This is a genomic window from Oleiagrimonas sp. MCCC 1A03011 (assembly GCF_003267965.1).
In the GTDB taxonomy this organism is placed as follows: Bacteria; Pseudomonadota; Gammaproteobacteria; order Xanthomonadales; family Rhodanobacteraceae; genus Oleiagrimonas; species Oleiagrimonas citrea.
The window spans coordinates 1-20,380 of record NZ_MSPY01000007.1 but is presented as its reverse complement, the minus strand read 5'-3'; the positions used below and the strand labels follow the sequence as shown (position 1 = coordinate 20,380).

15 protein-coding genes and 1 tRNA gene are annotated in these 20,380 nt (G+C 61.2%); 4 read left to right on the top strand and 12 right to left on the bottom strand.

All coding sequences use genetic code 11. The annotated features are described in order from the left end of the window. Positions 1 to 108 precede the first annotated feature (108 nt). The 3 genes from fabF to BTJ49_RS12880 all read right to left on the bottom strand — a co-directional run bounded on the left by fabF (position 109) and on the right by BTJ49_RS12880 (position 3,090). Complete coding sequence (gene fabF / locus BTJ49_RS12890) at positions 109 to 1,347, bottom strand: beta-ketoacyl-ACP synthase II (RefSeq protein WP_113065832.1); 1,239 nt, start codon at positions 1,345 to 1,347, stop codon at positions 109 to 111. A gap of 159 nt (positions 1,348 to 1,506) precedes the next feature. Continuing rightward, positions 1,507 to 1,746 (bottom strand): acyl carrier protein, encoded by a 240-nt coding sequence (gene acpP / locus BTJ49_RS12885; protein WP_113065831.1) that lies wholly within the window; start codon positions 1,744 to 1,746, stop codon positions 1,507 to 1,509. A gap of 180 nt (positions 1,747 to 1,926) precedes the next feature. Further along, on the bottom strand, positions 1,927 to 3,090 hold the full coding sequence (locus tag BTJ49_RS12880) for an acyl-CoA dehydrogenase family protein (RefSeq protein ID WP_113065830.1): 1,164 nt from the start codon (positions 3,088 to 3,090) through the stop codon (positions 1,927 to 1,929). A 203-nt stretch (positions 3,091 to 3,293) separates the two neighbouring features. Between BTJ49_RS12880 and BTJ49_RS12875 the strand changes: the two genes are divergently transcribed. From BTJ49_RS12875 to metH, 3 genes are all read left to right on the top strand, one after another. Further along, a complete protein-coding gene (locus BTJ49_RS12875) occupies positions 3,294 to 4,220 on the top strand; it encodes a metalloregulator ArsR/SmtB family transcription factor (protein WP_113065829.1) in 927 nt (308 codons plus the stop codon). A 79-nt stretch (positions 4,221 to 4,299) separates the two neighbouring features. Continuing rightward, positions 4,300 to 5,382, top strand: coding sequence for a homocysteine S-methyltransferase family protein (locus BTJ49_RS12870; RefSeq protein ID WP_113065828.1), 1,083 nt, complete (start codon positions 4,300 to 4,302; stop codon positions 5,380 to 5,382). Continuing rightward, entirely contained in the window at positions 5,379 to 8,063 is a 2,685-nt protein-coding gene (metH, locus tag BTJ49_RS12865) for a methionine synthase (protein ID WP_113065827.1), read from the top strand. Before BTJ49_RS12870 ends, metH begins: the two co-directional genes overlap by 4 nt. Here metH and BTJ49_RS12860 read toward each other — a convergent pair. Beyond that, a complete protein-coding gene (locus tag BTJ49_RS12860) occupies positions 8,048 to 8,407 on the bottom strand; it encodes a lipid-A-disaccharide synthase N-terminal domain-containing protein (RefSeq protein WP_113065826.1) in 360 nt (119 codons plus the stop codon). The two genes, metH and BTJ49_RS12860, sit on opposite strands and share 16 nt — an antisense overlap. 166 nt (positions 8,408 to 8,573) lie before the next feature. On the opposite strand from BTJ49_RS12860, the gene BTJ49_RS12855 reads away from it, so the two are divergent. Beyond that, a tRNA-Val gene (locus tag BTJ49_RS12855) sits at positions 8,574 to 8,648 on the top strand. A 62-nt stretch (positions 8,649 to 8,710) separates the two neighbouring features. Here the strand turns inward: BTJ49_RS12855 and BTJ49_RS12850 are convergent. The 8 genes from BTJ49_RS12850 to BTJ49_RS12815 form a co-directional block, all read right to left on the bottom strand. Beyond that, positions 8,711 to 10,060 carry a hypothetical protein gene (locus tag BTJ49_RS12850; protein WP_206098417.1) on the bottom strand — a complete coding sequence of 450 codons (1,350 nt, stop codon included), beginning with the start codon at positions 10,058 to 10,060 and terminating at the stop codon, positions 8,711 to 8,713. Positions 10,061 to 10,363: 303 nt separating this feature from the next. Beyond that, the gene (locus tag BTJ49_RS12845) at positions 10,364 to 12,574 is read right to left on the bottom strand and encodes a sulfatase-like hydrolase/transferase (RefSeq protein ID WP_113065825.1); all 2,211 of its coding nucleotides are present in this window, start codon (positions 12,572 to 12,574) and stop codon (positions 10,364 to 10,366) included. A gap of 175 nt (positions 12,575 to 12,749) precedes the next feature. Next, entirely contained in the window at positions 12,750 to 13,241 is a 492-nt protein-coding gene (locus BTJ49_RS12840) for a type IV pilin protein (RefSeq protein ID WP_304598395.1), read from the bottom strand. Positions 13,242 to 13,251: 10 nt separating this feature from the next. After that, positions 13,252 to 17,016 (bottom strand): PilC/PilY family type IV pilus protein, encoded by a 3,765-nt coding sequence (locus tag BTJ49_RS12835; protein ID WP_113065960.1) that lies wholly within the window; start codon positions 17,014 to 17,016, stop codon positions 13,252 to 13,254. Positions 17,017 to 17,070: 54 nt separating this feature from the next. Further along, positions 17,071 to 17,724, bottom strand: coding sequence for a PilX N-terminal domain-containing pilus assembly protein (locus BTJ49_RS12830; RefSeq protein WP_240601833.1), 654 nt, complete (start codon positions 17,722 to 17,724; stop codon positions 17,071 to 17,073). A gap of 1 nt (position 17,725) precedes the next feature. Beyond that, a complete protein-coding gene (locus tag BTJ49_RS12825) occupies positions 17,726 to 18,787 on the bottom strand; it encodes a prepilin-type N-terminal cleavage/methylation domain-containing protein (RefSeq protein ID WP_113065959.1) in 1,062 nt (353 codons plus the stop codon). A gap of 2 nt (positions 18,788 to 18,789) precedes the next feature. Beyond that, positions 18,790 to 19,281 carry a type IV pilus modification protein PilV gene (gene pilV / locus BTJ49_RS12820; protein WP_113065823.1) on the bottom strand — a complete coding sequence of 164 codons (492 nt, stop codon included), beginning with the start codon at positions 19,279 to 19,281 and terminating at the stop codon, positions 18,790 to 18,792. Further along, on the bottom strand, positions 19,281 to 19,934 hold the full coding sequence (locus BTJ49_RS12815; RefSeq protein WP_240601832.1) for a GspH/FimT family pseudopilin: 654 nt from the start codon (positions 19,932 to 19,934) through the stop codon (positions 19,281 to 19,283). Before BTJ49_RS12815 ends, pilV begins: the two co-directional genes overlap by 1 nt. Positions 19,935 to 20,380: the final 446 nt, after the last annotated feature.

Below are 20,380 nucleotides of genomic sequence, written 5' to 3'. Positions count from 1 at the left end.
CGCGCGGAAATCGCTCGCCCGGGTTAAAAAAAACCGCTCGTCCGTGTAGGCACGGGCGAGCGGTCATGATGCGCATGGAGCCCTCCGAAGACGGCTGCCATCGCGTACTCAGGCGCGCTTGAACACCAGCGAACCGTTGGTACCGCCGAATCCGAAGGAATTCGATACCACCACGTCGACCTTGGCCTCGCGCGCGGTGTGCGGCACGAAGTCCAGGTCGCAGCCCTCTCCCGGATTGTCCAGGTTGATGGTCGGCGGAATGATCTTGTCGCGCAACGCCAGCACCGAGAAGATCGCCTCGACGCCACCGGCCGCACCCAGCAGATGACCGGTCATCGACTTGGTCGAACTCATCATCAGCTTGTGGGCGTGATCGCCGAACACGGTCTTGGCCGCCATGACCTCGGCCACGTCGCCCTGCGGCGTGGAGGTGCCATGGGCATTGATGTACTCGACCTGCTCCGGATTCAGACCGGCATCGTCGATGGCGTGCTTCATGCAGCGCGCCGCGCCTTCGCCGCCCTCGCTCGGTGCGGTCATGTGGTAGGCGTCGCCGCTCATGCCGAAACCGACCAGCTCGCAGTAGATGTTCGCGCCGCGGGCCTTGGCCGATTCGTACTCTTCCAGCATCAGCACACCGGCGCCGTCAGCCAGGACGAAGCCGTCACGCTCGGCATCCCACGGACGGCTCGCCTTCTGCGGCGCGTCGTTGCGCGTGGACATCGCGCGCGCCGAGCAGAAGCCGCCGACTGCGGTACCGGTGGTGGCGAATTCCGCGCCACCGGCGAGCATGGCGTCGGCTTCGCCGTACTGGATCATGCGCATGGCCAGACCGATGTTGTGCGTGGCCGTGGTGCAGGCGGTGACGCAGGCGATATTCGGCCCCTTCAAGCCGAGCATGATCGACAGCTGGCCCGAAACCATGTTGATGATCGAGCTGGGCACGAAGAACGGCGAGATCTTGCGCACGCCGCGCTCGTGATAATCGATGGCGGTTTTCTCGATCGTGTGCAGGCCACCGATGCCGGCACCCACGGCCGCACCGACGCGGTCGGAGTTGGCGTCCGTGACCTCGTAGCCGGCGTCCTTCAACGCCTGGATGCCCGCCGCCACGCCGTAGTGGATGAACGGGTCCATCTTCTTGATGTCCTTGGGCGCGATGTACTGCGCCGGATCGAAGTCGCGGACCTCGCCCGAGATGCGGGTGGGAAACGTGCTGGCGTCGAAATGGGTGATCTCGCCAATGCCACTGTTGCCGGCGGTGATGTTGGCCCAGGAGGTGGCCACGTCGTTGCCGACGGGACTGACCATGCCCAGACCGGTGACTACCACGCGTCGCTTGCTCATGCTTGTTTTCCGTCGATAGCAGATCGGCTAAACCATACGCCGAAGAACGTTACCGGATGCGCAAACACAAACTGCGCCGTGTGGCGCAGTTTGTGTCTGTGTTTCGGCTCGATGTCGGGCCGTGCGCAGTGTTGCGCAGCCAGCCCGAACTCGGCTGCATCAGGACTTGACGTGCGCCTGGATGTAGTCGACTGCCTGCTGCACCGTGGTGATCTTTTCGGCTTCCTCGTCGGGAATTTCCGTCTCGAACTCTTCCTCGAGCGCCATGACCAGCTCGACGGTGTCCAGGGAATCGGCACCCAGGTCGTCGACGAACGATGCGTTCGTGGTGACCTCGTCTTCCTTCACGCCAAGCTGTTCAACAACGATCTTCTTGACGCGCTCTTCAATGGTGCTCATGTGTACTTGCCTCCCGAGGGAATGAATCCGGCGCATTGTAGTGGCAAAGATCACTGCTCGCCAGCGTGACCGGACTTTAACGAAACCCGCCATACGGCGGTGATGGACGAAAGAGGGTATTGTCGCGCAAAACGACGCCGCTGGCGACTGCCTTGCCATGCGGCGGCGTACGATGCGGTATCAGCGCAATCCGGTCTCGTTGCGGGCGATGACCATGCGCTGGATCTCGCTGGTGCCTTCGTAGATCTCGGTGATCTTGGCGTCGCGGAAGTAGCGCTCCAGCGGCATCTCCTTGGAGTAGCCCATGCCGCCGTGGATCTGGATCGCCTGGTGGGTGATCCACATCGCCGCTTCCGAGGCCATCAGCTTGGCCATCGAGGCCTCGTTGCCGAAGCGACCGCCGGTCTTGGAGACCTGCTGCTTGGTCCACGCCGCACGCAACGTCATCAGCGTGGCCGCGTCCAGTTTGCACTTCATGTCGGCAATCTTCGACTGCGTCATCTGGAAGCTGCCGATGGGCTGGCCGAACGCCTTGCGCTCGCGCGACCATTCCAGCGTCGCCTCGTAGGCAGCGCGGGCGACGCCCAGCGCCTGCGAAGCGATGCCGATACGGCCGGCGTCGAGCACGCCCATGGCGATCTTGAAGCCCTGCCCTTCCTCGCCGAGCAGGTTCTCGACTGGGCACTTGTAGTCGACGAACTCGATCTCGCAGGTGGCCGACGCGCGGATACCCAGCTTCGGCTCGGTCTTGCCGCGATGGAAGCCCTCGACTTCGGTGTCGATGATGAAGGCGCTGACGCCCTTGGCGCCAATGCCCGGCTTGGTGATGGCGAACAGCACGATGTACTTGGCCACCGGGCCGGAGGTGATCCAGCTCTTCTTGCCGTTGATGACGAAGTGCTTGCCGTCCTCGCTCTTTACCGCGCGAGTGTGCATGTTCGAAGCGTCCGAACCGGACTGCGGCTCGGTCAGCGCATAGGCGCCGATGGCCTCGCCGGTGGCGATGGCCTTGACGTACTTCTGCTTCTGCTCCTCGGTGCCGTGCGTGAGGATGCCGTTGCAGAACAGCGAATTGTTCACCGACATGATGGTCGAATGCGCGGCATCGGCCGCGGCGATCTCGATCATCGCCAGCACGTAGGAGATCGGGTCCATGCCCGCGCCGCCGTACTCGCTGGGCACCTCGATGCCCATCAGGCCCATCTGGCCCATCTCGCGAATGTTGTCGAGCGGGAACTCGCCCGAGGCGTCGAACTCGGCCGCGACCGGCGCGATGCGCTTCTGCGCGAATTCGCGTGCGATGGACTGAATCGAGAGCTGATCGTCGTTGAAGCTGAAATCCATGAATCCTCCTGCGTCGCCCGAAAGCGGCGTGGTGTGGCAAGAAAACGGTGACGCGCAAGTCCGGCGAAGGACTGCGCCGTAGCAGGACATTATACCGTGTCCGCCGCCTTGCTTGCCCGCGCAGCTGTCTTCCGGGTTGACGCCCCGGCGAGGGCCGCATACGCTTGCATTATCTTTGCATCGCGATAAAAGGATGTAACACCATGGATCTGTCCTCGGCCTCGAGCCTTCTGCGCCTGCTGGCCGATCCGACGCGCGTACGCCTGCTGGCCCTGCTCGAGCGCGAGGAGCTGACCGTCGCCGAACTGGCTGCCGTGCTGCAACTGGCGCAGCCACGCGTCTCCACGCACCTGGCCAAGCTGAAAGAAGCCGGCCTGGTGCGCGATCGTCGCGCTGGGGTGTCGGCCTATTATCGCGCAAGTACCGAGTTCGATGCGGGCGAACAGGGACTGCTGGGCGCGCTGCGAGAAGGCGTCGACGACGCGTTGCTCGATACCGACGCCCGCAACCTGCCCGTGGTGCTGGCGCAGCGCGCCCGCGAACAAGGCTGGGCCGACACGGTGGCAGGCGACATGGAACGCCACTACTCGCCCGGTCGCACCTGGGAAACCCTGGCTCGTGCCCTGCTGCAACTGCTGGAAACCGGCGACGTGCTCGATATCGCCTCCGGTGATGGGGTGACCGCCGAACTGCTGGCGCCGCACGCACGCTCGATCACCTGCATCGACGCCAGCGAACGCGTCACGGCGGCCGCGCGCAAGCGTCTGAAGCCCTTCGCCAACGTCGAGGTGCGCCACGGCGACATGCACAACCTGGGCATGACCGAACAGTTCGACCTGGTCCTGATGCTGCACGCACTGACCTACGCCGAGCGACCGGCTGTCGCCGTGGCTGAGGCCGCCAAGGCGCTGCGTCCCGGCGGTCGCCTGCTCGCGGTCACACTGGCCCGCCACGGCCACCAGGCCACGGTCGATCCGTTCGGACACCGCAACTCGGGCTTCAAGCGCGAGGAGCTGTCAAAGCTGGCCGCCCGTGCCGGCCTCGACGTCGCACAGTGCGAGCGCATTTCGCGCGAACGCAAACCGCCCTATTTCGAGGTCCTGTGCCTGCTGGCGCGAAAGCCGGGATAACCAAGCACACGACACTCGCCGAACCGTTGATTACCCCCATACAGAGCTGGCTCCACGCCTCCCCGACGCCCTACCGATCATGACCGACCACGCACTCCCCTGGCTCCACCCTGACCGCGCCGAAAAGCTCGAAACGGCACTCGACACACGCATCCTGCTGCTCGATGGCGCCATGGGCACGATGCTGCAGGGTCACACGCTGGATGAATCCGGCTATCGCGGAGCACGTTTCGCGCACGGCTGCGACGGTCACCACGACCATGCGCACGACGAGAGCTGCACACGCGAACTGAAGGGCAACAACGACCTGCTCAGCCTGTCGCAACCGGACATCATCCGTGACATCCATGCCGCCTACCTGGACGCCGGCGCGGACCTGGTCGAGACCAACACCTTCAACGCCACGCGCATCAGCCAGTCCGACTACCGCATGGAAGCGCTGGTGCACGAATTGAACGCCGAGGGTGCCCGACTGGCGCGCGCCGCCTGCGCGGCCGCCGAGCGCAAAGATCCGTCGCGGCCGCGCTTCGCCGTCGGCGTGCTCGGGCCGACCAGCCGCACGGCGTCGATCTCGCCCGACGTCAACGACCCGGGTTTCCGCAATGTCAGCTTCGAGGAGCTGGTGGACAACTACACCGAGGCCGTAGACGGCCTGATCGAGGGCGGTGCCGACCTCATCATGGTCGAGACCGTATTCGACACGCTCAACGCCAAGGCCGCGCTGTTCGCCATCGATGCGGAATTCCGCCGCCGCGGCGGTCGCCTGCCGCTGATGATCTCCGGCACCATCACCGACAAGTCCGGCCGCACGCTGTCGGGTCAGACACCGGAGGCCTTCTACATCGCCCTGGCCCACGCGCGACCGCTGTCGATCGGCTTCAACTGCGCACTTGGCGCGGACGAACTGCGCCCGCATGTGCAGTCGCTCGCCTCGCTGGCCGACTGCCGCATCAGCGCACACCCCAACGCGGGCCTGCCCAACGCTTTCGGCGAGTACGACGAAACACCGGAGCAGATGGCGCGCACACTGGGCGGCTTCGCCGCGGACGGACTGCTGGACATTGTCGGCGGCTGCTGCGGCACATCGCCGGAACACATCGCGGCCATCGCCGCTGCCGTGCGCGGACACGCGCCGCGCAGCCGCGCGCGGGAGGCAGCATGAGCCGCCGCCTCACCCGACTGTCGGGCCTGGAGCCACTGGTCCTCACGCCCGACCTGAACTTCGTCAACGTCGGCGAGCGCACCAACGTCACCGGCTCGGCGCGCTTCCGCAACCTCATCAAGGAAGAGCGCTTCGAGGAAGCCGTCGAGGTCGCGCGCCAGCAGGTCGAGAACGGCGCGCAGATCATCGACGTCAACATGGACGAGGGCCTGATCGACTCGGAAGCCGCGATGGTGCGCTTCCTCAATCTGATCGCCTCCGAACCGGACATCGCCCGCGTGCCCGTGATGATCGACTCCTCCAAGTGGAGCGTGATCGAGGCCGGCCTGCGCTGCCTGCAGGGCAAGGGCGTGGTCAACTCGATCTCGCTGAAGGAAGGCGAGGAAGCCTTCCTCGAACATGCACGCACGATCCAGCGCTATGGCGCAGCCGCGGTGGTCATGGCCTTCGACGAGGACGGTCAGGCCGACACGCTGGAGCGCAAAGTGGCGATCTGCTCGCGCGCCCATGCACTGCTGACGCAACAGGTCGGCTTCCCGCCCGAGGACATCATCTTCGATCCCAATATCTTCGCCATCGCCACCGGCATCGAGGAGCACGACAATTACGCCGTCGACTTCATCGAGGCCGCGCGCGAGCTGAAGAAGCGCTTCCCGGAAAGCCATGTCTCCGGCGGCCTGTCCAACGTGTCGTTCTCGTTCCGCGGCAACAACACCGTGCGCGAGGCGATCCACTCGGTGTTCCTGTACCACGCCATCGCCGCCGGCATGGACATGGGCATCGTCAATGCCGGTTCGCTGGCGATCTACGACGACCTTGATTCCGAGCTGCGCGAAGCCGTCGAGGACGTGGTGCTGAACCGCCGCAAGGACGCCACCGAGCGATTGCTGGCTCTCGCCGAACGCTTCAAGGACAACAAGGGCGAGACCAAGGTCGAAAACAAGGCCTGGCGCGAGAAGCCCGTCGCCGAACGCCTGTCGCATGCACTCGTGCATGGCATCGACCAGTACGTCGTCGAAGACACCGAGGAAGCACGCCAGCAGTCCGCCCGCCCGCTGGACGTGATCGAAGGCCCGCTGATGAGCGGCATGAACGTGGTCGGCGACCTGTTCGGCGCCGGCAAGATGTTCCTGCCGCAGGTCGTGAAGTCCGCGCGCGTGATGAAAAAGGCCGTGGCACACCTGATTCCCTACATCGAGGAAGAAAAGGCGCGCACCGGCGACGCCGGCAAGTCCAACGGCAAGATCGTGCTGGCCACGGTCAAGGGCGACGTGCACGACATCGGCAAGAACATCGTCGGCGTGGTCCTGCGCTGCAACAACTTCGAGGTGATCGACCTCGGTGTGATGGTGCCGGCGCAGAAGATCCTGGAGACCGCACGCGCCGAGAACGCCGATCTCATCGGCCTCTCCGGTCTCATCACGCCGTCGCTGGAAGAGATGAGCCAAGTCGCCCGCGAGATGCAGCGTCAGGACTTCCGCACCCCGCTGCTGATCGGCGGCGCGACGACCTCGCGCGCGCACACCGCGCTGCGCATCGAACCGCACTACGAAGCCGGCACTGTGTGGGTGAAGGACGCTTCACGCGCGGTCGGCGTGGCGCAGTCGCTGGTCAGCCAGGAGGCCGTCGCGGATTTCCTGGACAAGATCCGCAGCGAGTACGCTGACGTTCGCGAACGCCACCGCAGCCGTGGCGCGGGCAAAAAACTGGTCACGCTGCAGCAGGCGCGCGACAACGCCTGGACGCGCGACTGGACCGCATACGATCCGCCCGCGCCGAAACAGCCCGGCGTGCACGTGTTCGACGACTACGACCTGACCGAGCTGCGTCCGTACATCGACTGGACGCCGTTCTTCCAGGCCTGGGAATTGGCCGGACGCTTCCCCGCCATCCTCGACGACGAGATCGTCGGCGCGCAGGCGCGTGAGCTCTACGACGACGCCCAGGCCATGCTGGACCGCCTGATCGCCGAGAAATGGCTGCGCGCTCGTGCGGTGATCGGCTTCTGGCCCGCACAGCGCATCGGCGACGATGTCGAGGTCGACACCGGCGCAGACATCCCGACCACCCTGCACTTCCTGCGCCAGCAGGCTGATAAACCGGTCGAGCGCCCGAATCTGTGCCTCGCCGACTTCGTCGCGCCCGCCGACGCCGGCAAGCAGGACTGGATCGGCGCCTTCGCGGTCACGGCCGGCCTCGGCATCGAGGAACACGTCGCCCGCTTCGAGGCCGCCCACGACGACTATTCATCGATCCTGCTCAAGGCCCTCGCTGACCGTCTGGCCGAGGCCTTCGCCGAACGCATGCATCAACGCGTGCGCACCGAGTTCTGGGGTCACGCTGCGAACGAGCAACTCGACAACGAAGCACTGATCGCCGAGAACTACCACGGCATTCGTCCCGCCCCCGGCTATCCTGCCTGCCCGGATCACACCGAGAAGACCACGTTGTTCGAGCTGCTGGACGTCACCGCCCGTACCGGCATCGAACTGACCGAGGGCTTTGCCATGTATCCGGCCGCCGCCGTCTCCGGCTGGTACTTCGCACACCCGGACAGCCAGTACTTCGTAGTCGGTAATCTCACCCGCGAACAGGTTGCCGACTACGCGCGACGCAAGGGCTGGAGCCAGACCGAGGCCGAGCGCTGGCTGGTCGCGAATCTCGCCTACGAGCCGGACTGAGCCTCGCCGGCTTCCCGGGCCGCCTTGCGCGAACGCAGATCGCGCGAGTGCACGACCAGATTGTAGACCGACACCACGACCGGGAAGCTATTGGAAAGAATGCCGACCGAATCGTTCTTTCCGAAGACAAAATACGACAGAAGCAATGCGCTGCCGCACACCGACAGCCACCAGAACGCCAACGGCATCACCACACGCTTGTACTTGCGTGTGTAGTAAAGCTGTACAAACCAGCGACTGGTGAACATGGCCGTCCCCAGAAAGCCGACGGCCTTCCAAGGCGTGAGCTCGAAGCCCTGCAACGCCTCGAGAATGTGCTGAAGGTGATGATGGAGTTGGTCCATGGCTGTCGGCGCTCGGCTGTACGGGAAAACGAATCGCGCAAGTGTACCAATGCGCGGGACACAAGGTTTCGGTAGGGTTTCGGTCGTGCCGCGACCGATCCGGCCCGATTGCGAACAACCCATTGACCTTCGGCGTCCGTCTGCGTAGACTTGCGCGCTCTCTATCGGGCGGTTAGCTCAGCGGTAGAGCACTGCCTTCACACGGCAGGTGTCACAAGTTCGATCCTTGTACCGCCCACCATCTTCAGCAACGAAAAGGCCACCCGTCGCGGGTGGCCTTTTCGTTTGCGGACAAACCCGGGGTTACTGCAGCTCCCCGGCACCCGGCGCGCGCTCGACCTTGAACACGCGCTGATGCGGCGCGGGACCGCGCAGCATCGTGTTCTTCAGCTTGGCCGCCTTCTGGCAGGCATTTCCGCCATCGACGAACACGCCGCCCTGGTTGCATTTCCAGTCGTAGAAGTTGGCCATCGCGCCGGCCAGCTGCAGGCTGTAGTCGGTGCTCTGCGCGCCCTTGTCGAACGGCACACCCGCTTCCTCGTTCTGGAACCAGCGCATCCACGCCTTGGAGCCGACCGGCGGAATCTTGCTCTTTTCCTGGAAGGTCGGATTCATCGGCGACAGCTGCGGATACTCGGCCGTCATGTGGCAGCTCATGCACGAGCTCAGCGGGTTGTCGACGGGACCGTCCACGCGGCCGTTCCAGCCCAGATGGGTCGGCGGCAGCTCCTTACCCGGATTGATCGCCGCTTCCTTGAGGTTCGGATTGATGCGGGTTTCGGTCGGCGTCGGATTGTCGTACTCGCTGCCGGTCAGTTCGGGATCGTTGCCCCACATCACGCCCAGCGGCACCAGGTTCTCCCAACTCGGCTTGTCACCGACTGCGCCGTTGTACTGGAAGGTGCCGAATAGCCAGCCGGTGCCAGGCACACGCGAATCACGCACCGCGAAATCCATCTGGATCAGCGCCAGCTTCTTCACCGAACGATCGGCGGAATCGAAGGTGTTGGTGACATAGGCCTGCCACAGCAACGGGTTCTTCAGGAACGGGACGTTCTGGTAGTTGATGTCGGCGAACAGCGCCTTGCAGACCACGGTGCCGTCATGGAAGCTGTTCGGTTCGGACGTGTACGAGGCATCCGGCTTCTGCGGATTCTTCCAGACCTCGCCAATGGTGTACGCGCCGATGTCGTTGTAGATGCCGACGGCATAGGTCTGGCCGGAATCGGTCTGCGTCGAAGCCAGCTGTTTGGGCTGGATCGGCGCTTCCTTGGTCAGGCCGTGAATGCCTTCGCGTCCCAGCGCGCCGTAGTGCTGCCAGGGCATGTGGTACCAGTGGCGCACGGGATTCTTCTGCACATCCCAGTTGGTCTCGGCGTTACCAGCCAGGCAGTACTTCTTCACCGCTGCCAGATACGGCTTCCAGCTGTCGTAGTTGTTGGTCAGTTTGGACGGCAACAGCTTGAAGAACGCCGGCGTGCCGCTCGGCAGTGTCTGCGGATAGTTCTGACTCAGTTGAAACAGCGGCCCGCTGTACTCGCTGGACGGCGGCTGATACCCGAAGTCCGGAAACGTGCCCGCGCTGGCCACGCCGGCGACCAGCAATGCGACCAGTCCGATACGGGCTATTTTTCTGCGTTGTGCAGTGTGCATGTCTTACCTCCCATGTAAGAAATTCCAGAAACGACCGCCCCAGGTCGGGAAACGCACATGCCTGACGCAGCACAGCGGACGGAAGTCATGCACGACTCCAGCGATGTCCGATGCGAAGCGAACGGATACGCGACTCCGAAGCCGCGGACCACGACGTGATGCGATTCCGTTCCCGACTTCCCCTCCCTGGGCATGGCCCGGCGGCGTTCCGCCTTCCTTGCGAAGGCGGAACGCGCGCGTCTTTGTCGCACGGACACCTTCTACGCGCAAGTTGCCTCGCGCGCAGAAAGTACCTGCTCCGCCTCAGGGAACCGAGACAGACGCCGCGGTTGCTGGCGAGGCGGATGAACTCGCGGCAGGTATCGCGGCCGAGGAAGCCGGTGCGGGCAGCGGCGCGACCGGCGTGGCGTCGCTGGCGCGCCACTTCATCTGGCCATTGTGGAACGTGTCATAGGCCACCTGATAGGACGCGATCGCCTCGTCGACTTCCTGCGTATCGACCGACTTGACCGGCGTGACATCGCCATTGGCGAAGTTCGGCGTCACCTGCTCGACTTCCCGGCGCGGCGAGAGGATTGTCAGCATGTCTCCCTTCAGATACCCCAGCCGCTGGTACGTCGACGGGAACGCACGCTCGCGCTCGCCTGGCGCCAGCTTGAACACGTCGTAGCCGAAGAAACGGCTTCGGTAGCTGAAATGCAGCAGACCGAGCAGCGTCGGCGGGATGTCCATCTGCGCCATCATCCGATTCACTACCTGCGGCTTGAACTGCGCGGGCGCGTAGATGATCAGCGGGATGTGGTAGTGATTGACCGGAATCTCGGCGCTGCCGGCGCTGTGCGCGCAGTGGTCGGCCGTGATCACGAACACCGTATTGTCGAAGTACGGCTTCTTGCGCATGCGCTGGATGAAGTCGTTGATCGCCCAGTCGGTATAGCGGATGGCGCCGAAGCGGGTCTTCTGCTTGCCCTTCACGCGTCCGGTCGGGAACGTGTACGGCCGGTGGTTCGAGGTGGTCATGATGTGCAGGAAGAACGGCTTGCCCTTCGCATGGATCTTGTCCATCTGCAGCATCGCCAGCGAGAACAGATCCTCGTCGGACACGCCCCACACATTCTCGCTGTGGATCTTCATGCTCGAAGGAATGTCGCGGCGATCCACGGCCCGGTAGCCGTTTGCGGCGAAGAACGGATTCATGTTGTCGAACTCGCCGTAACCGCCGTAGACGAATTCCGACTCATACCCGTGTTGATTGAATATGTCGGCCAGCGAGAACAGGCCCTGGTTGTGCTTCTGCTTGATCAGTGAATCGCCGGGCGTCGGCGGCACCGACAGCGACAATGCCTCCAGGCCGCGTACGGTACGTGTGCCGTTGGCATACATGCGGGTGAAGAAGATGCTCTGGTCCGCCAGCTTGTCCAGATGCGGCGTCAGATGCTTGGTGCTGCCGAAATGCGCCAGGTACTGGCCGGACAGACTCTCGACACTGATCAGCACCACGTTCAGATGCTTTTCGGGGCCGGGATTGCGGATGGCTCGGGTCAGATTGTGCGGATCATTGCTGACGTAGGTCGCATCCGGCGTCTTCAGCATCTTGCGCACAGTGGCGTAAGCCTGATCGTCCGGCAGTGTCTTGTAGAACTGATCGAAATTGAGCTGATCGGCGCGGAACGCCGCGAAGAATTGATAGATGCCGTTGCCGCCCAGGTCGTTGACGTAGCGATTGGCGGTCTGGTTGCGCATGTTCGCATTGACGAAGTACGCCGTGGCGACCGTCGCGACCAGCCAGCCCAGCACGATCCCGGTGCGTCCGGCGAACGTGCTGCCGTCATCCTGCGCGCGAACGCTGCGGCGGCTGAGAAACATCACCGTCAGCGCGATCAGGCCGATGATCGTCAGCCACAGACCGACCGGATACGACTCCTCGATGTTGCCGACCACCTCTCGCGTGTAGACCAGGTAGTCCACCGCGATGAAATTGAAGCGCGCGCTGAACTCGTTCCAGAACGTCCACTCCGAGGCCGCGATGAACAGCAGCCCGAACATCAGCAGCGTGCAGAATCCGTACAGCACCACACGTCCCGTGCGCGACGTGTACGTGAACGCCGTCAACGGAAGCATGAACAGCAGCGGGATCAGCACCGGCCACGTCACCTTCAGCGTGGCGTGATAGGCCACATGCAGCGCCAGCAGCACCGCGCCGCAGATCGCACACAGCACCACGGCGACAGCCAACCATCGCAACCAGCCGGGCAAGCGTCCCGGCTTCGTCGGCACCAGCCACAAGAACAACACCATGGGCCAGGCAAAATAAACGAACGCGATCAGATCGTAACCGAGCCCGACGCCGAAGATGTACAGCCAATACAGCGGATTGGCCGGTACGCCGGAGCCGGTCTTGATGAGCAACACAAGCCGGGTCAGGAACGAGATGACAAGAAAACAGACGCCCAGCCAGACCAGGGGACGGAAACGCTGGCGCAACGGATTCGGGGACGTAAAAGATCGGCTCATGAGGGTCCTGCTTCGGGAAAACATATCCGACCATCATACGCCGCGCGGCTGTGTATTGGCTTGATGCCCCCCCATGGCGCTGGGCAAGTGGATTCATTCGTACAGAAAGAGCATCGCCCCGTTCCGGGGGCGATGCTTCAGGACTGCTCTGATTGCAGAAACCCAGCGTCTCGGGCTACCAACACTCGTCTACGGTGCCCGTACCATTACTGCCGCGTTTGCCCTTCTGGTCCAAAGACAGCGTTCCGCACTTCGTGTCGCGCGAAAGCTGCGTTCCTTTTGGCGTCGCCTGCACGGTGTAATGGGTCGCTGTCGACGCAGTCGTCAGGCCGTAGTTGTAATCGTTGCCTGTCTGCGAAGGTGCTGCACAATCCAGAACTAACGCTGGTGGCGCTGCCGAACTGCTCGGCGTCGGATACGCCAGCTTTGTAGTGTAGGCGCGTTCCATGTAATTGGAATACTCCGACAGACACCCTTCCGCAGCCACTCGCTTCGTCTTGGTGATGTGCTTGATATAGGAAGGGAAAGCGATCGAAGCCAGAATGGCGATCACGGCCACCACGATCATCAACTCGATCAGAGTGAAACCTCGATGCCAACGACGTCGTTGAACAGTGCTGTCGCAACGACCCGCTGAGCGGCCAAACATGTATGTCGATCGGATCATGTCGATTCCTTTACTGAGTGGTCATCTCACGCCAGGACACTCGCGCGGGTTTCCCCGTCGGTCCTGCATGCAGGCGCTCATCGATCGGCGTACCAGGCTTGTCGATGCTGTTGTACATGTGGCTGCCGACAAAGTTCGGATTATTCGTGACCGAAGAATAACCGATGCTGCTGACCGGAGTTTTCCCATTGATCTTGTCATTGTCATCGATCTTGCCATCACCGTTGACATCGAAGAAACTCGACTCCGGATTGGTTCCGGTGAACGGATTCACCGTATTGATCCAACCGGTACCCGAGGGATTACAGGGATCCGTACCGTTCGGAATACGTGAGGTGCCGATCAGGAGGTTGCCCTCGAACTGATTGGTCGTCACCATGCGTTCGCCTTCCTGCAATCCCGTCGACGAACCCGTTACCGGCGTGAGCAGATCCATATACCAACCGGACTTCCCGCCCATGTCGGAGGTGGCAGGCGTGAGCGTGACCGCTCGCGTGGCCGGTGTTGGCGGATTGGTTGTGTCGTCTTCACTAGTCTGGATGGTGATCTTCCGCTGTACGAGTGAGGATCGGCCATTGGACAGATTGCTGACCAGCGAGGCATCCGCCGACTGCACGATGATGCCGTACCACGTTTGCGTCGACAGATCCGTGAGATCGGAAGTAGTCAGATACTTGCCGGTACCGAAGAACAGCCAGACGTTGTTGGTTGCTGGATCCTTGCCTGCAAGCATGCCGGCCGTGATCGGTTGCCGGTTTCCGCTGCTGTCTTTGGCGGTGAACAGCAATGTGCCGGGCGGTACCTTGTTGCCGTTGTAGGCCAGATTGAAGGACCACACCTGCCCGCGGAGATCACCCGCGTAGGCTGTGGTGCTGATTCCGTTTGACGGATCGTCGAGCCAGACCAGTGGCGCAGCCAATCCGTTGTCGGTACTCGCATCGGCGACGGGGTATACCGTCAGCGCACCCGTCTTGATGTCGAACTGCAACAGTGCAGCCGTACCTTTGGAACTGTTGTACCCGTTGCCCATGATCACCGACCATGAACCGTTGCCTGTTTGCGCGATGACCGGCTTGCCCGTCATCTGGCCGATGTAGTCGCTGTTACCATCCGCGTTACCGTCGTTCGCCGAACGCTCCCAAAGCGGTTTGATGGCAGAGGGATCCGTGACATCGAGCGCATATACCGCCCTTGCCGTTCCGCGCCCCGTCGTGCCGACCACAACCGTGTGCCACGTACTGTCGAAATAGACATCTGCTGCAGTGAGCTCTCCATCATTGAAATACTGATGCGGCAATGCCGGCTTACCGTAGTCGGGATTCGACAACTGCTTGATTCCCGCCTTGATGACCGCACTGGGAAGATAAGCATAGACTTCCTTTCCGCTATTGGTTTCTCCGGACGTAGCATTGAACGCATGCAACATGCCGTCATTGGCAGCCACATAGACTATGGGTGTACGACTAACCTTATCGCTGGCGTAGGTCCCGAAAGTCGAGGAACCCGTGAACGTGGAATTGTAGAACTCATTCGCATTCGGGCTACCGACGAAGACCGGCTGCGAATCCACGATATCTCCCAACGGGGTGCTGCGGGTGCGATAGATTCCCGATTGGGTGCTTTCCTCCATCGAAGCATCGCCACGCAGATAATTGATGATCTGCTGCTGCTCGGTCGTCGAACTGCCCAATGCCGTCCGCTCGGCAGAAGACAGCGTGGAGGGATCGCTGAACGCAACGAATTTCTGCGCACTTGCGTTATAGGTATAGATGCTTCGAGTCGACCAGGACGGCAACTTGTCGGAAGCCTTCCAGCCCGGCGACGTAGATACCGCACCTGTAATGGGATCAAGATCGAAGGCCTTCAGATCGCCGTCCCATTTCTCGGTCTCATAGACGGCCTGATATGTCACGGTACCTGCTTTCAGCTCCGTGGAGTTCGCGGCCAGACTTGCTGCGGAACCACTGCGAGCACCGGCGCTGGCCAGCGCTCCCTCCACAGCGCTGGCGAATGCCTCGGGAGTCTGCGCGGAATAGAAACCGCCATGGCCATTGATACCGGCGTGTTCGAGGTCCGCGATGTTATTGATCGAATTCGAAGATGCCTTAGGCCAGCTAAACCCCGAAATAGCAAGGCTGGCGTCATCCGGCCTGTCCGCCCAGGACTTGATCTGGTCGTATGTGGTGCCCGCCGGCGAAATTCCCGTCGGCCTGAATCCGAGACCAAGGGTAAAGGTCACCATGTGCTGCCAGAAGGCCTTGTCCTGATCGCTCTGCGGAACCTCGTTCTTGACCGAAGTGCGCAGATCCGTCTTCCAGTATTTCATGGCCACATCGGCCAGTGTATTGCTCTGATCATCGGAGAACGGAGGCTGTGCCTTGTACCCGTACGAAGTAGCGCTGTTCGGGATCGGGTAGGACGTGCCATCGGTACCATCAACGTTGGCCAGACCGGGGCTGCCGCCATTCCAGAAGCCATCTGTGGTCAGGATGGTATAAGACTGACGGCAGGTCAGTTCAGTGGTGTCGGTACTCGACGTCTGCCAGGGACCCGCCGACTCGTAGTATTTGCCCACGGCATCCAGCGACAGACGCAACGGCGTGGAATTACTCGGATTGATACCGGCCAACCAGTGCCAGAACGCATATCTCTGGGTTCCCACCGAACCATCGCCGAAGGGCTTCACCTGGGCAATCTTCTTGTTGTTGTACGTCGAAGTATCGGCTGGAAGATTGTAGTTGTTGCGACCGTTGATTGATCCAAAACCGATACGGAAAGCCGGATCGATTCCGTCGAATGCGTTCATCAGGCCGCTCTTGGCCATAAGTATGCGTGTGTGATAGTAGGAAAACCAGTTGGCCACGTTCTGCTGTGCGGCGGCACTGTAATCACAGTCATATCCCTTGGCCTTGGCTACCAGACAATCCTGCTGAGACTTGCCCACGAAATGTCGGACATACCCGCCCGAACCGTCAGGCGTAGTGTATGTGAACAGGTATGCCGAGGCGTACTGTGTAGAAGTGCATTTGTCTTGAGTGCTGTCGTAAGTGCCACCCTGAGGACAGGTCTTGGTATCAGGCGCGTAATACGTGTACGTGTTTATGGCGATACGGCACTGGTAACGACGATGCCTGCCGTGTCCAGTCCTAACCAACTGGCCGCCGCTGGGGCAGTAGGGAGTCCCATAGTAATAGTAGGGATCGTAATAGCTGTAACTGGTACCGCTGACGTGTGCGCATTGCCCCTGATGAGCGGAATCCGTGGCGAAATTGTCGCCTGAATGACAGCCGAGCGTCGGATCGTAACTCGTCGGAACCGTAGCCGTCAGATGCTCGTAGTATCGAAAAGACCCGTAGTACTGCGTGACGTCGATCTCATCGCTTGCCGACCGGTCCCGGAAACCATCGTAGTAGGCATTGCCCAGACCTGGCGAATCTGGATAAAAACTGCCATCTGCCGTCGGCGGCGGCGAATACACGACATTGGGATTGTAATAGGTACCGTTGACGCCCGAATACCTGACACCATCCGCCGACGTGTCAGCAAGGTAATTCCAGTCCGGCATGTAGTCCCAAGCCATTGACCCGGAATCATCGAGCATCAGCACGACATTAGGAGCCAGCGGCTTTTGAATGGTCAGTGGCTCCTGCTCGACCGGCACGGCAGCTTGTGCGGTAACAAATGGAACTCCGAGCATCCACACCACAAAACCTGCAGCGAACAACCTGCGCAGGAAGCGTGTGACCTTATACGTAGCGGAAGGAAATGTGTTCATGACGGTCTCGCTCTTGATGATTGCGGCCAAACCGGCCTCACCACACTGACTCGCTCAGCCTCGCTTGACGACAGCCTGCAAAGTGACAATGGCACGATTCTCTGTGCTGCTTGCATCTTCCGGATCACCGCTCCTTGCGGTTATGCGGTAGTAAGTGGCTGTCGTGGAAGTACCCTGGACGCCTGCGTTGTGCGAATTCGCGGTCTGGCCAAAACCCGTACTCGAATTCGGATCGGCCCACTGACCCATGCTTTCGATCACGAACTGCGGCTTCCCGCTGGCCGCTGCACCTGGCGTGTACTGCCCTGCCGCAGAACCGGGCGAAACGTCGTGGATCGAGCCACTGGGCAAATTTGGATCCGAGAACGGATTGCCCGGACATATCACGCCGCTGCTCTGGCAATCGCGCGCGATGAAGTTCGGATTGGTCTCAAGCAGGTCGGACGCAGCGCGCAAGGCGGCCTCCGCGCTTTGGAATGCGACCTGACGATCAAACATGTTCGACGCCAGCTTCTGCTGCACGATCGTTCCACGGACAGCCGCAAACCCGACGATAGTGATCACGACCAGCAACAATAGTGCGACGACCAGTGCGACACCTCGCTGATTCTGTCGTGCCGATACCCGCCTGCCTCCAGATTTCCCGAAGACTGGGACAGTTCTTGCGAGATGCATCGAACGAGAAAGGAGAACGGAATTGGATTTCATCTCATTGCACCCGATTGCGGATCGTGGTGGTCGACCAGAAGTTACGCGACAGCGCTTTGGTATCGGTGCCGGCACGCTTGTCCGTGCTCTCGAGAGTGAGGTGGACGCGCACGGCATCGACTGCTCCCCAGTTACTGACGTATTTGGCATCCTTGAAGCTGGCGCTTCCCGACTCGTGGTAGGAAATCTGCATGCCGGTGACGTTGCGCACCATCTCCTGTGAAGTTGGGGTAGGTACGCCTGACTTGTTCACCAAACTCACACGATACAGAGAACGTCCATTCACGGGATTGTTGCCGATGTACCAGTCCACGGCAGTCAGCTTCGCTACCTGCGAATTCCTGTCGAACTTGTAGCCATTGCCGGTAGTCGTGCACACCGTGGGATAGCCGAGTCCATTCGAGCAATTCCCCGGCGAGGTCTTGTTTCCCGTTGTGTGGTTCAACGTCACATTGGTGCCGTGGGCAACCGAAACTTGCACGATCGTGGCATGATCGAAATCACAAACGATGATGATGTCGCCGGTCTGAAGGTCGGTCGTCACTTCACTGAGCTTGAAGTTCGCGGAGAAGCCGCTGGGCGTGTTGCTCACGCTGAGACCAGAACCCTCGACACCCTTCAGCTGTATGGAGTCCGTGCCCGCAACGCGCTCATTCTGGCCTGTACCAATAGCAACCGCCGGGTCGGGAGCGGCGCCATCGTACCCTTGCACCGCGTTGCTGAACGCCGCGAACCAATCCTTAGTCGGGTTGTAACTCGGTCCATTCGGGCCATTGTTAAGCACGTTGGAAACACGACCGTTGTTACTGCAGCCATTCAGACCGGCCTGCCGGATATCGCGCGCCATCAGTTCGAAGGCCACGCGCGAATTGGTCTGCACATCACTCAATGCCTGATTGGTCTGGTAGGTACGAGAACTCGCCAAGAACACACTGCCAGCACCGGCAATGACCACGAGACCGAGCACCATTGCAATCATCAATTCGACAAGACTGAAACCCTTGACGCGGGAGGTAGCGACATAACGACACCCGCTGCTGATCCGACCCGTTGCGATTGGCATGCTCATAAGATCGCCCTGGTGATGACTTGTTGTTTGTCCGTACCGCCAACGCCGGCACGACTGTCGTCAAACTGGATAGTGATCTTGCAGTCGCCGAGCTTGCTGCAAGTCACTGTTCCAGAAGTGTTGGCATCTGCTCCGAGATCATGCCCCAGCTGCGTACACCAGGTGTTGAGCTGCCAGGAAGCCAGCGTAGTACCGGCGCTCGGGCAGTTATTGGCAACTACGGTTCCGTTGTAGCTTCCAGCCTGAGCATTGGCGATATCCGCACGCATGGCATCGAGGATCGTGTAGCTGTCTACGGTTGCCAGGCTCCGCGACATCGCGCTGTTGTTCGTAGAAAGAGACATCGCCAGCAGCGCACCGACACCGAGAAAACCGATGGAAAGAACCAGCACGGCAATCATGACCTCGATCAAGCCGACACCGCCCTGAAACCGATGCTGCGGGATACGCTGTGCGCGCCGCACGGAAGAAAGACGTGAGCAAATCATCAGGGGCAGGCTCCCGGACTGGTTGTAACGGTGATGACGGTGCCGGTTGGAATCATCTGGACGAGGCGGTGGTTATCCGAACTCAACTGATCCGTGCAGATGTCCGCGATGGTCACGGTACTGGTGGGCGATGATCCATCGACCAGACTGCCGATCCCCTGACCGTTATAACGTACGGCTTTGATGTCGCCATTGAGCTTGATGGGCGTCGTGATCTTGGCAAGCGAGGTGTGCGCCTCGAAAGTCTTGTCTGCCGTGCTGCTGGCATTGGGGTTTTGCAGCAACACCACCGCGCCGCCACCGCTCGTGCCACACGCAGTGGCCAGATCACCGGTCCCATTGTCGGCCGCCACATCGCTGCAGAACTGCGCATAATCATTGCGCTTGACCGCCTCCATGCGCGCGGTATTGAGCGAGTCGACTACTTCGCTAGCCGCAGCGTTCAAGCGATTCTTCAGCGTGATTCTTCTGAAACTGGGTATGGCGATCGAAAGCAGTACGGCCGCTACGGCAACAGTGATCATCAGTTCAACGAGCGTGAATCCCCGCAGGGCGCTCCGTTTGCACGCGGCGGCACGCTCGCGCGGCATGCCTGCAATCATCGCAGTCATGGCGAGGCGGCGGGCGCAACGCGGCTTCTTCGAAAGGATCATGGATCCGAACCCCTGGTGTGTATACCCCGCGTACAGCATAGGCGAGGACGCATGGATTGCCAGCGGATATCGGACGAATGGCTGTTTTTTCCCGACCAGCGGTGCATGCAACGGCCAAAGCTGTGGCACGCATCACATCAGGAAAGCCCCTGAGCCAAAGGAGTCCGGGGCAGAAACAAAAACGGACGCCCCAAGGAGCGTCCGTCTGCTGCAAAGATGGTGCCGTTGAGAGGAGTCGAACCTCCGACCTACTGATTACGAAATACCTTGTAAAACAGTATGTTATTGATATTTAAGCACAACTGAGACAATCTGAGTTACCACGGATACTCTTTATATTCAGAAGCTTATCTTAGTTGAGTACAGTTGCGTAAGCTTCCCCTCTAGCGAGACACCGCAAAAGTAGAACTTTCTGGCATGGTTCACCCACCAGGAGGTTCCATGAA